Source organism: Dyella tabacisoli, assembly GCF_003350925.1.
Classification (GTDB): Bacteria; Pseudomonadota; Gammaproteobacteria; order Xanthomonadales; family Rhodanobacteraceae; genus Dyella_C; species Dyella_C tabacisoli.
Genome location: NZ_KZ857175.1, coordinates 605,403 through 618,364, shown reverse-complemented (window position 1 = coordinate 618,364; position 12,962 = coordinate 605,403). Strand labels below are relative to the sequence as shown.

Below are 12,962 nucleotides of genomic sequence, written 5' to 3'. Positions count from 1 at the left end.
CGCCGTATCTTCGAAGACGCATTGCCCGAGGCCGAGGCGTTCGCGAGGGTGCGTCGTACATCCCCTGGCTGAAGGTACGCGACGTCCCCTCCCGAGGCACGAGCTCCGTCGTGAAGGGCATCGTGGTGGACCGCACACACCACCTGCTGTCTGAGTTAGAGGCCACCTACTTCTATCTGATCGAGCGCCGCGCCCAAACCGTCGATATCCTCGAACAGTGGCCGATACTGGACATCGATGGAACCATGCAGCTCTCGCGGCAATGGGGAGTCCGGCATCCTTTCAAGGGGCCATACCCCGAGCCCTTCACCGTTGATCTGCTGATCGCCGAGCAAACCACGGCAGGCCCCCGTTTTCGGGCCGCAAGCATCAAGACTCCCGACGACGCCAACAATCCAGCTATCAGGCAGCGCTTGGCCATCGAACATGCATGGTGCAAGGCACGCGGTATTCCTTGGACTCTCGTTGACACTCGCCAATTCAATCGGGTGCTCCTCGCCAATCTTCGCTTCCTTCGTGGTTGGTATCGGCACAGATTTACCCCCAGTGCAGGTCGGGCGACTCAATTCGCCCATGCCTTCTCGAAGGGTTATGAAACCAACGTTCCGCTCGTCGATCTGATTTCGCGCACCGCCGTACGGCTACGCATGAATGTCGGGAGCGCCCAAGACCTCTTTCGCTATTGCGGATGGACCGAGCGCGTTGCCGTCTCGCTGACTGACCAGATAACCCTTGATCGCCCACTCGTACTTCGCCGAAAGGTGCCCCATGCTGATCTTTGATCCTGTGGCGCAGGCAAGCCCGGCGCGGGGCATGGTGCTTCGTCTCGGCGAGACCGACCCGCGTTATCTGCGGATCACCCACCTGTTTTACCAATGCGTCTATGCCATGTGGGTCGGCGAGCCGGAGAAGGCGCGTTACGCGCGCCGTCCCGTGCGCCTTTCGCGTAAAGCGCTTAAGACGCTCGTCCAAACACCTGGGGCGACCTGGGGTCGATTAGCGTTGCCTGATGCGCTCACGGTATCTCCACCTAAAGACTCCGAACGCGCACTCGATCTGGATGCTGCCTGGAACCTCGTTGAGCCCCTTGCTCAGAGCCTTGAGCGCGAATCGAACCTATCTCGATCCATGTTCACGACGCTCATCCAGGAACGGGCCAAGGCCACGGATACAAGTTTCATCACCCTCCGCCGGATGCTGCTTCGGTATTACTATTTCGGTCAGACGAGGCTCGGTCTTCTTCCTCTTCCCACGGGCGTCACTCCGACCAACGCTCCGGCATCGCGAATCAGGAGTGCCCTTGGAAGCAACGACTATTCACCCAAGCGCCGAGGGCGGCAGTCGATCCTGACCCAGGATCTTGGCAAAAACGACTTCGTCGTCAGCGAAGACGATATCGCCGACATGGTGGCGTTTCTCAAGTCCCGCTTGCGCCATGGGGTGACCTTCCTCACCCATGCCCATGAGGAATACCTGGGCGGACCATTTCGCCGCCGCCATCCGTCCCTCTACGCCGAGTACATAGCGAAGCAGCGGCCCGAGCCCGTCAGTGTCCGACAATTTCGCTACTACATCGACCGGTTTGCCCGCCTGGAGAATGACCTCGCTGCCAATTTGCGGACGCAAGAACACCGTCCTGGTCGCCTTGGATCGCTATATGCGGCCGGACCCGGTGAAGTCTACGAAATCGATGCCACCGGCGGCCGTTTGCATCTGGTCACGAATGACGCGAACCCGATCATTGTCGGTAAACCCACCATTTACCTGATCATGGACCGATGGAGCCGCTTCGTTGTGGCGATCTATCTCTCCTTGCAACCCGCCTCCTACGAGGAAGTGCGCCACGCCCTGCTGATCGCTTTCACTTCCAGGAAGCGGCGATTCCAGACGCTGGGTATCGATGTCGATGACAAGCGCTGGCCCATGGCGCGCGTGCCCGCCGTCCTCTGCCCAGATCGCGGCTCGGAATTCACCAGCGGCTCGATGGAGCAGGCGGTGGTCCACGACCTCCGCATGGAGCTAACGCCACTGCCGCCCTTTTGCCCGGATGGGAAGGCCATCGTCGAACGCACCATTCGCGAACTGAAGCGACGGATGGCCGGCTCCCGCATGAAGGGAACCTACGCAGAGCGTCCCCTGGATCCCCAAACCGCGCGAGCCGCACGTCTCGCCGAAGCGGTGGCCATCCATTCCCTGACCGATGGCTACCGCGTAGCCATCGAATACGCCATCGCCCATAACAACCGCCCCCATAGCGCGCTGAAGCGGCGACGCATTTTGACGCGTGCAGGTGTCGCCCCGATCCCACGAGATGCCTACCTCTGGGGGCTAGAGCACATCACCGGTTTGCGTACCGCGCCTCTTAGCGACCGGGACTACCAACGGCTCCTCCTGAGTAGCGATAAGGCGAGCCTGGGGAGCGGTATTGTGCGCTACAAGTCACGCTCTTATCGTCCCGCTAACGAAATCGCCACAGAGATGGCCGCAAGATCGTCGGTGCGCTCCCGGCCTGTCGATATTCGACTGGACAAGATGGACCCCGAGGTGATCTTCATTCCGACGGCAAGGCGCGAGTGGGCGGAGTTTCACATGACCGCGGGTGCCGCCAACGATTTGGCAGGTTTTACTTTGGACGAAGAGGAGGCCTTTACCTCCCATGCCAACTTGCTTTGGGCTCGTGCCGATAACGACAGCCGTATTGAACGCCTCGCATCCAAGGCACCGACATCTCGTCCTGCCGGACCCAAGCAGCCTGCCGCAACCAAGGTCGCCAGAGCCGTCCAGCAAAAGGCGCGTCAGGAAGAAACACGCAACCTCAAGCGTGCCTTGGTTGGAAAAACGTCGCCGAATCCATCGGCGCCCGCTAGAAAACCAGGTAGCAATCCCGACTGGAAGAAGATCGAAGAGGAGGAGCGGCGCCGCAGCCTGGACCTGATTAGGAAACAGAGGACGTCCCGTTGAACTCCACCAGCATTATTCCCGCACGCTACATTCCCACCGGTGTGCATCGATTCGAGGGTAATCCCTTCATCGAAGCTATGCCGCCACTCGAGAAGACCAAGCAGGACTTCTTGACGAACCTTGCACACTACCCTCCCTCGCCAACGGCTCCCGTTCGCCGGGCAGGCGAGGTTGTTCGCATGATGGAGCTATCAACGGTCGGGGATATCGTCATACCGTTCCCTGAGTATCAAAAGGCCGGGCTGGCACTCGCCACCATCATGCGTGAGTCCTATGTCGCCCGTAATCCACTTACGATTCTCGACCGTCAGCGACGTCATGCGATTGCCACACAGGGCGAGGACGGCCTGCCGTTCCCGAAGGACTGGCGGTCCTCCGCCAAAGGGCACTTCATGATGGCCGTCAGCGGAATGGGAAAAACAACATTCGCGCTGTCGTTTTTGCTGCGTTATCCCCAAGTCATCCGTCACGAAGGCTATCAAGGTCACCACTTGACGTGCCATCAGATCCTCTACCTTGTGCTGCGCGTCCCTCACGATGCCACGCTCAGGAGTCTGTGCATCCAGTTCTTCGAGGAAATTGATCGACTCCTTGGAACCAACTACATCCGACAGGCGAGATCCCTGCGCCAAATTGCGCCAATGGTGCAACTCATGAATCAGGTGGCCACAGCGTGCTCCCTCGGCTTTCTCGTGGTGGACGAGGTGCAGAACTTGCGCGGAGCCCGCAGTGGCTACGCGGAGCTTATGCTCAACCTGTTCAGTGAAATCATTGAGCGACTCGGGATCAGCTTGCTCCTCCTGGCCACGCCGGCCGTCCAGTCGGTCCTGGAAGGTAGCGTGCGCAACGCGCGAAAATTGGCTTCCTATGGAGAAACTGTGCTTCGCCCGATGGCCAAGGACGATCCCCAGTGGGAGAACTTCTGCGATGTGTATTGGGACTACACCTACGTCAAAAAGAAGGGACGGCTTGACAAGGCGGTACGAGACGCTTGGCACAAAGCGTCAGCCGGCAATACAGCATTTGCGGTGCTGGCCTTCATGCTTTCGCAGCGCAATGAGATCGGCGGTCGCGAAATGATTGATGTCGCGGCCTTCGAGCGCACGATGGCGACCGACATGGCCTTCCTTCAGCCGGCCATTCAGGCACTTCGCAGCGGAAATCCCGATAAGCTCCGCCTGTTCGATGACCTGATTTTCAGTCCCCGGTATCGCGCACTGCGAACACTGCTTGGCGCCCACGACCACTTGCCGGATGCCTCTTCTTATGAGGAATTCGACAACTCGGATGACATTCCGGTAACTAAGCTACACGCTCGCGCAAAAGCATCGCGAAAGCCATCGCTTACTGCCCCAAGCCAAGCCTTTGAACCCCCGATGGAGGACCCTCTGTCGATCTAAGCGCAATGGCGTACCGTCGAGAGAGGGGAGCACCGCGCTCCCATGTCAGTCGACATCGCCGAGCAGCTCATGCTTGAGCTCTACCACCAGTTGCTCCGCTAGGACATTAAAGCGCCCAATCCGCGGCAAACCCGCCCGGGCCAAGATTCGCCGTTTGATCAGCGGCTTGCCCTCTGCCATCAGCTGTCGTGCTGCCCACGCCAACTGCCGCCGCTCCTTATCGCGATTGGCCGCGTCGATGGCCTCCCGGAGCGGCGGGTGGGAGCGAATGGTATTTTCGGCCTGTGATAAGGAGAGCCCAGCACGAATCCCCAGCGTCTGCGTAAATATCCTGGCGGGGCGATCTTCCTCGCGAAGCACCTCCGCCAAGGCGTGCTGCAACGCCAGGACCCTGGATTGGAGCACTTTGTGCCGCCGCGCGGCCACATCGCGATCAGCAAGACCCGACAACTTGTCGAGCGCGCCCTGGAGCCAGATTCGATCCCGGTGGTAAGCCCTGATAGCGGCCGCACTTGCGCGCACTTTCCTGCTGCGAATGGCGAGGGGCAACGCCTCTTTGTCGACCAATGCGTCGATATGCGCGCGATCAGCCTCTACCGAAGGGATGGCTGACTCGGCATGATCAGGAAAGTGTTGGTCGAACCAACATGCATCGACAAGGCGGAGATACCAGTAGCATGACCGGTGGGCCGCTGGGGACATCTTCGGATACCGCCTTACCCAATCAAGCAGGGCCGAGCGAGCACGTTCAATACCCACATTACGGCCTAACTGACCGCACTTTTCTTGCTTCGGAACCCAAGGTATCGCTGCTTTAAAACCTTCCACCACAGCGGACCAATCAAGTCCCATCGCCACCAGCAGCGCACAATACTCAGCAGGCCCTGCCTTACTGATATAGCGGCTTAGCCTCAATTGGCTGCAACTCTCATCAACCGCATTCGCATCACGCCACTGGAAGCTGTCGCCCTCGCGATGCAACTTACCGAACGCGCTTTCGAGAACACGGCGGTACGCACCAAGCCTACTCCCCTTCACCGTGGCATCAAGTCGAGATTCGATATAAGCCCTGACTTGTCCCCCATGCCAGTGGGGACACCCCGAGGAAAGTGCATCAGCACTCAATGTAGCCAAGTCCAGAAACGCGGGTGCAAGCGACTTGGATCTCGGTGCCCTCCATAGAGGTTGCCCGCAGGCACATTGTAACCTCGGCAAATCAACCAAGCGCTTGGCGCTGATAGCTGGCACGCGTCCACACTGCCAACAGGCAATCCGCAGCGCATCACGATGCTTATGACACACGAATACATGGGGAAGCTGATGTTCACGATGCCAATAGGGTTCACCGTATCGCTGGTAATCTTCCCCGACACACCTCGGACAATATCGCATCCGACGGGCATGCCTACCTGGTCGCCGCATACCCAACGGTTCCAGGGCACAGGGCACCACGCGACCCAAGCGTACAAGCGCTGGCGTAGTGGTCATGCCTAGCAAGGTCCTTCCTTCGGATGAATCCGCTTCGAAGGCTAGCCAGTACGGAAGCGTCGTCAATTCCAACATGGCCCGTTCGTAGCTGAATCCCAGCGCGCCGAGCAACGACTGGATTGCATCCGAATAGGTCACCATGTCGAAGGTAGGTTTTTCGATGCGCCGCCCCAGCCCCGCCGACTCCAACAGGACACGCCACGCTCCCCGGCAATTTTGCAAGGACACGCGGGCTAACCACGATCCCAGTATTTCCCCAGGATAAGGGCATGGCACAAACGGTAGACAAAGCTCCATGTCACTCCACTCCTAGCCTTCCGCCGTGACGAAGCGCGACTCGTCAATGATATCTACAACGCCTGTGATTCATCCGGGCTTGGCTCGGTGGCCGATGTTCGATGACCTCCTGCGCGTAGCGTCGTAACATGGCCGTCCAGACCTTGATACCAGCAGCGCGTTGCACCCGCCATAGATCGCAGGATTTCCCCTGGTACGTTAACCGATCCACCGCGTTGTCTATACGGTACTGTTGAAATGCTTCCACCGATTCGGACATCTCGGCTAGCCGCGCCTTCAGCCTGGGCATTTGCCTCAAGTGGACGCGCACGTTGTCCCCACCCAGGCCCGCCACAAGCCTCGTTGTCGTGATTCGGCGCCGCGAAGATGCGGTTGCCAGATGTTTGAACTCGATCTCGAGACGGACAAGCAACCCCGCCTCCCTCGTCGCCCAATCGACCCGCGGTCTTCGCTTGGGCACACAGCGGAGCACCTGAGTCTGTGATCGAAGCCACTCGCGATCATGGCGATAGAGCCACGCGTATGTCGCCCCTGCTCGATTACGCACGGCGTTGACGCCTCCCTTCGACATCCTGGAAGTCACATTCATCCAGTGCCTCCTTCGGCGAACTCGTTCTTTCTCCAACAACATCGGTTCATGCTTGGCTTGGTTGAAATATGCTTTGTGAATCCGACTGACCGTACTTATCGACACATGGTGCGATTGAGCGATGCTCTTGTGCCGCTTTCCAGCCACCAAGGCGCGCACAACGGCCCGTACTTTTTCCGGAGTGAGCCACTTTCGTCGTTCGGCGATAGGCACACCGGCTGCACGACGCCATGTCACGATCGTTGTGACCGACCGATGGAGCATCGTCGCTAGCGCGCGACACGATAGTGAGACATCACGAATCGCTAGGCCGGGATCTGACCCAAACCCTTTCTTGGCGTCATCGGCGTTGGGATAAATGGCCACGACCGAGCGATCACTGAACTCGTCACTATCATCACGGATCGCCAAAGCAAACGCCGCTATCGAATTGAAAAGGTATCCGATGAGCAACAAGTGACAGATGGGATGGACTGACACACGCGGTCGGCTGAGAAGTGTCCTGAGCCAGGCCATCGTTGACGAATCGCCAGCAAGTAGCCGCTCCCGGTGGACGGTCCACTGAAAGTCTTCATAGTGCTGCTTTAGCTCGCGGGAGAGTGCGGGAAAGTCGATACGACCTCCCCGGGCGCGACACCATCCTCGGGCCTCCAATGCATGAAAATAGGCAGATCGACGCTGCCAAGGGTCCACTGGCGGCAACTTAGCCAGCAGCACCTCATTCGCTAGCCGGGCGAATCGTCGCTCGAGCTGCCCCACGTCTCGTTGCACCGGTGCCACCCCGCCGACAGGAAGGATGAACTTCTGACGATCCGTCACCAGCGCCTGCCGTGCTTGAATCGTGAGCGCGATACCGTGCTTCGCGCAGCAGGACACCCCCGGCAAATGATGCGTTCGACGCCAATAGGTCTCCCCAAGACTCGCCATATCTTCTACGGCGCATCGGGCACAAATCTGCAGCGGCGGGGTTGCGCCAAAGCGATTGGCTACTCGCCCCATGATTGTCTTCAAACCTTTCGCACCGCCCTCCTTGAGGATACGCACCACCGCCTCGTCGCGTGACGGGCTCAGGAAGGGGCGGTGGTATGGGTAGAGCGTGGAAGTCTCGATAAAAGCGTTCGGGGACCGTAATGGTGCATCCGTCCCCAATACCTGGCAGAGGTGGGTAAGGTGCCCTTGCAGATCAATGCAAGGAATGGCATACCGATCCCCGAACAACCACTCGATGGTGTCCTTCCGTGCATGTAGCGCATTGGCTGTGACCAAGCGGCCGATCCACGAGTACAGCAACTCATCCGGAAGCAGGTCAGGGATGGTCGGCAATCGTCGGTTAGGCCACTGATCGGCCATAGCGAAGCCACCGTACGCTTACCGCGTCTACGGATGACTGAGACTGCCAAGCGTCTTCCGCTTCTCGAAAGTACCATCACAGGCAACGCTCCGTGACTTCGACATTAATAATAGTCGCAAAGACCGCGACCATAGCGTTCGTAGGCCTCAGAGATCTGCTGCCCGCTGGGTTCCCTATAGCTCGGCTCTCGCCCATGCCGCATACGATAGGCGATGGGGTACCAGCCGGCGAACTCCTCGGCCTCCATATGCAGGTTGGCCCGAGCTGCCTCATATTCAGGCTCCGGCCGAAACGATCGCGTCATGTTCACGGAGCGTAATCGCAGCACCGCCGCATCCGCGGCGCCGACGCCACCATCGCTCTCTTCCGCATGCAATACATATGTCGTCGCCCAGACAGATTGCTCCATGGGTGGCATGAACTGCCAGGAAACCAGAACCTCGTAGATATCTTTATCAGCCATGGTCGTCTCCTGCGGGCATCCCGATATTCCCCGTCGTGTGACGACCAGAACATAATCCTTGCCATTCTCAAGGATTGAGCATCGATGGCGCGGCGACCCACTGTGCGAGGCCTAGCTCATTGTGGCCGCTTAGCGAGATCTCAATGGGCACCCACAGAACGGTCGCAGCATGCACAGAGCGAGCGACTGATACCCATTGTGGAATTGTCGGGACGGCGGAATTCCAACCCACAACCGACGCACACAGGATCAATGACTTAGCCCGGCGCGACTCCGGCAGCTACATCGAAAGAACACAAGCAACGATAAATCAAAGACTTAGGACGAAACCCTTCCTGAGCGATGCAGCACCTCAATGAAACACCCGTGTGCAGCAAAGTCCCAGCACCGTTCGGGCCTCTCTATTTGACCCGCCCGCGCGCTGCAGGAACCAGTCGGCGCCGCCCCTTGTAGCGTTGTCCCGATGCCGTTTATCGTGACCAAATCAGCGAAAACATGGGAGTTTCATAGGTGCTTGAGGAACGGCTGATCGAAGAATTTGGGGAGACCTTGAGAGCGGAGGCGGAAGAGAAGCTTGCAGAAATGCTGGCTGATCAGCCGCTTGGATACGCCTCAGCCCTTACAGAGGCAATCCTCGGATATTTGGAAGAGGCTGGAGTGGTCACAGGCCACGAGTTGTGTCCGCACGAAGATCAGAACTCCTCGCGCCCGTGCCGCATCGTCGGTTATCACCTTCCGGACGATTCGAGCCGCCTCGAGCTGTTCACAAGTCAAGGCATCACTGAGGAGACCTATCTCCCGCCTAAGGCGATCGGAAAACTTTCCGGATGGGCCGCCCGCTTCTTTGACTACTCGGTCAAAGGCGACCACAAACGTTTTCAAGATAACTCCCTAACCCTACAAGCCGCGGAGTATATCCAGCGGGAATCCTACCGAATCGAAGAAATTCGCATCCACATTCTGACGAACGCGCGTGTGCGCGACAAAACCGTGACTGACATCGTTGTTGATGGCCGCCCGGTTTCGACCGAGATATGGGATCTTGAAAGGCTTTACAGGGCTGCCGGTGAAGATGTCACACGCGAGGTTATCGATATCGACCTAACCCAGGTGACTGGTCGCCCACTCTCGTGCCTCGAAATGAAGCCTAGGCCGGCAGAATATGAAACGTACTTGACCATTCTGCCTGGGAAGCTGATCTATCAGTTGTTCGATACCTACGGTCCACGCCTATTTGAGTTCAACGTTCGCTCCTTTCTCCAAGCCAAAGGAGCAGTAAACCGAGGAATCCAGCGAACGATTAAGGATGAGCCAGGCAGATTCCTTGCCTACAACAACGGGCTGACGGCCACCGCAGATGAGATCGAGGTTGCAACCCTTCAGGGCGAAACCGTCATCAAACGAATTCGTGGCCTTCAAATCGTCAATGGGGCGCAAACGACGGCGTCCATTCACCGCGCGGTGAAGCAGGACAAGCTCTCTGTCGATGAAGTAGCCGTATCGATGAAACTCACGCTGGTGCCACCGGACAAGCTCGGAGAATTTGTTCCGCTTATTGCTCGGTTTGCGAATACGCAAAACCCGATTCAAGTGGCCGATCTTTCTGCAAGCGATCAGTTTCATCAGCAATTCGAAACCCTGTCGGAAAGTGTCTGGCCTCCAGGCGAGGAGTCGCGATGGTTCTATGAGCGCGCGCGCGGCTCCTATCAGATGGCTCGAAATAGGTTCGGCTCGACTCCTAAGAACAGGAAGGACTTCGATCGCGCGTGCCCGCGGAGCCAGCATTTCGGAAAGACGGATCTTGCGAAATACCTCATGACGTGGTGGGGCCGCCCTCAAGTCGTCAGCCGAGGCGCACAAAAGAACTATGCAGCATTCATGTTCGGTCTCCGCGAACGCATGGGAGACGAATGGGTGCCGGACAAAGACTTCTTCAAAGAGACAATCGCGCAAGCGCTTCTTTTCAAGGCTGCACAATCGGTGACGCGAAAAGCGCGCCTGCAGTCTTATGGGGCAAACGTGGTCACCTACATGGTTGCCATCCTTTCCGCTCGTTACGGCGCCTCGCTCAATTTCGAAGAACTGTGGGAAACACAGGAAGTTTCGCCAGAAATGGAAGCGCTTTTTGCTCTGTGGGCTCCGATAATCCATAGCGAGATTGTGGCAAGTGCCGGCAACCGGAACGTCACAGAATGGTGTAAGAAGGACGACTGCTGGACTGAGCTACAGCAGCTTGAACTTCCGCTGCAGACACCGCTCCCACCTGAACTTCAGGCTACTGATTCAGTCGATCAGCACGTCAATGGCGCGCAGCCGATCAACGATGATGACGCCACACCGATATATGAGTGCACTGCAGTCGGTGCCGCCGCCTGGGCAAACGTGATGGCGTGGGTTACATCGACGCCCGACATTGAGCCTTTTGACAAGAAGGTCGCGCACACACTGAGCGGCTATGCAATGGACGGCTGGACAAAGCAGCCGTCGCTCAAGCAAGCCGTTCGTGGCGCACGGGTTCTAGCAGCCGCCAGAGCAGCAGGAATACTTTCCACCTAACACCTTCTAGAACTGAGGGCTTATACCACCGCGGCGGGTCGCCTTAGTCTTTCGAGACTTTCGACCTCCGCGTTCTTTCGCCTGGCCCGCCTCAACCGCACTAGATTGAGGCTCCTCTAGCTTTTGCCGAATAACCTCACCATTTGCCGTTCGATTGGCTTTAGGCGTCCAATCTTGGGCTTCCTGGATGAAGTCCTCGTCACCAATTGCGTCACTGACCAGATCATCATCGAACTTGACCTGGACCAGCAGTGGAAAGCGCACAGCTTGCCCGGAAACGATTCCTTGGCCCCGGCCAAAGGCCTGGAGAATGTTCGCATCTGATTCCGAGAGATTTTCCATCACCGACCGCACGAAGCTCTTGTCTTTTGGATTTACAAGGCGAAGGACAAGAAAGCTGTTGCATTGGGCCAATGTGGTTTCGTCAAGTCGCGACGGGCGCTGCGAAATCAAGATCAATCCAGTTCCAAACTTTCGCCCCTCAGTAATGACTTTTCTAATGGTCGACAGTGACGGAGTTTCATCCGTCCCTTCTTGCCGACTCGGCACAAAGTTGTGCGCTTCCTCAATCACCGCCTGGAAGGGCGGGATGATGTCGGACAAAGTCGAACGATGAGCGAATAGAGCCTCAAGGACCATGCTCACAATCGCAGACTGATTGAGATGGTCATAACCAGCGAGGTAGAAGACGGAAACTGTATTTGGATAGACAATTTCTTCCGGCGCATCCCAAGGGTCCGGCATCTCGTCAAACGCGTAATGCTTGAAACGAGATTGCTCTCTTAACCGCTTATTGTTTGACTCCATCTGATGCAGATTGTCGAGAACAAACTCTAGAGACCTCTTCACCGCATTGATGGTGCTACTCCTGGTGTCGGCCAAATCTTCCGACACCTCGTGCTCCTCACCAGCACGCTTCCGTTTCTTTGTCGCCACATTTCCAGCAAACGTAATCATTTTGGCGAGGAACTCGGAAGCCTTCTCGCCGTCTTTAACGTCGGTATTGTTCAACAGATAAAGGTAGAACTGTTGCTGAGGATCGGACAGCTTCCGACCCATCTTGTCGATCAGATCAGAGATGACCCCGAGATTCGCTTTGCGGACTCGAATTACAGGATATAGAACTCGAATCTTCGCCTTTGGAAAGAGCTTTCTCTGTTCGTAGAAACCAAGATAGTCCCCATGGGGATCAAAGATCACCAAAGGATAGGAAAGCTCTATCAACTCCCGAATCATTCGGCGCGCTGCAACTGTTTTTCCACCGCCAGTCATCGCAAGAATGGCTAGATGACGGGACACGACGTCCTTTGCAGATAGGCTGACCTGAACGTCATTGCGCGCAATCAAGGTTCCAACCAAAAGCTTAGGTGGCGGTGGATCACGACGATCGTCATCACCGGTCAACAGTTGGCGAATGGCGTCAGCCGAGGGATAAAGCACCTCAGCCGAAGGCTTTACTGGATAGGTGAGTGGCGATAGCTGAGCATTGCTGACATCGGCGCCAAAAGTCGTTCCGAGAATCAACACCTCTGCTTCCAGATGATCTCGACTGCCGGACAAAACTGTGTCCAGAAACCGAATATTCTCGTTTGCAAGTTCCTGCGCAGCCTCAGCAGGGAAAAAAGGATTGAATCGATCAATCGATATGATCCGCCCCCACACCGTGGCGAGCTCCCTCTTAGAGCTAGAGGCCACAGGAACCTCGACGCGCGTGGCGACGATGTCGCCGAGCTTCGCCTCTAGATTTCGTAAGATGAACGTGTAACGGCCGGTCGATGCCTCACCGACCACAGTCCCAATTCGGGGCCATTCCTGCACGCGAGAGCTCGTTGCTTCGGTTGACATGTATAAAGCGTC

At 57.4% G+C, this 12,962-nt stretch carries 8 protein-coding genes and 1 pseudogene; 4 read left to right on the top strand and 5 right to left on the bottom strand.

Features of this window, described 5'->3' with window-relative positions:
* Positions 1-110 precede the first annotated feature (110 nt).
* From DVJ77_RS09675 to DVJ77_RS09665, 3 genes are read left to right on the top strand one after another with little or no spacing between them, the layout of a single operon-like run.
* Positions 111-782, top strand: a complete 672-nt coding sequence (locus tag DVJ77_RS09675) for a TnsA endonuclease N-terminal domain-containing protein (protein ID WP_162791431.1) — start codon at positions 111-113, stop codon at positions 780-782.
* Positions 769-2,961: an integrase catalytic domain-containing protein gene (locus DVJ77_RS09670; protein ID WP_114845256.1), complete on the top strand. Its 2,193-nt coding sequence runs from the start codon at positions 769-771 to the stop codon at positions 2,959-2,961. Before DVJ77_RS09675 ends, DVJ77_RS09670 begins: the two co-directional genes overlap by 14 nt.
* Positions 2,958-4,361, top strand: coding sequence for an ATP-binding protein (locus tag DVJ77_RS09665; protein WP_114845255.1), 1,404 nt, complete (start codon positions 2,958-2,960; stop codon positions 4,359-4,361). The genes DVJ77_RS09670 and DVJ77_RS09665 overlap by 4 nt, the downstream gene beginning before the upstream one ends.
* Before the next feature lie 45 nt (positions 4,362-4,406).
* On the opposite strand, the gene DVJ77_RS21445 is transcribed toward DVJ77_RS09665, so the two are convergent.
* The 4 genes and pseudogenes from DVJ77_RS21445 to DVJ77_RS09650 form a co-directional block, all read right to left on the bottom strand.
* Positions 4,407-5,486 (bottom strand): hypothetical protein, encoded by a 1,080-nt coding sequence (locus tag DVJ77_RS21445; RefSeq protein WP_225427925.1) that lies wholly within the window; start codon positions 5,484-5,486, stop codon positions 4,407-4,409.
* Positions 5,487-5,657: 171 nt separating this feature from the next.
* Positions 5,658-6,146: pseudogene (locus tag DVJ77_RS21695) on the bottom strand (TniQ family protein); the annotation flags it as partial.
* Positions 6,147-6,189: 43 nt separating this feature from the next.
* Complete coding sequence (locus tag DVJ77_RS09655) at positions 6,190-8,085, bottom strand: TnsD family Tn7-like transposition protein (protein ID WP_114845253.1); 1,896 nt, start codon at positions 8,083-8,085, stop codon at positions 6,190-6,192.
* Between the two features lie 104 nt (positions 8,086-8,189).
* Positions 8,190-8,549: a hypothetical protein gene (locus DVJ77_RS09650; protein ID WP_114845252.1), complete on the bottom strand. Its 360-nt coding sequence runs from the start codon at positions 8,547-8,549 to the stop codon at positions 8,190-8,192.
* A 510-nt stretch (positions 8,550-9,059) separates the two neighbouring features.
* Between DVJ77_RS09650 and DVJ77_RS09645 the strand changes: the two genes are divergently transcribed.
* Positions 9,060-11,105: an AIPR family protein gene (locus tag DVJ77_RS09645; protein WP_114845251.1), complete on the top strand. Its 2,046-nt coding sequence runs from the start codon at positions 9,060-9,062 to the stop codon at positions 11,103-11,105.
* A gap of 6 nt (positions 11,106-11,111) precedes the next feature.
* Here DVJ77_RS09645 and DVJ77_RS09640 read toward each other — a convergent pair whose 3' ends face one another.
* Positions 11,112-12,950, bottom strand: a complete 1,839-nt coding sequence (locus tag DVJ77_RS09640) for an ATP-binding protein (RefSeq protein WP_114845250.1) — start codon at positions 12,948-12,950, stop codon at positions 11,112-11,114.
* Positions 12,951-12,962 lie beyond the last annotated feature (12 nt).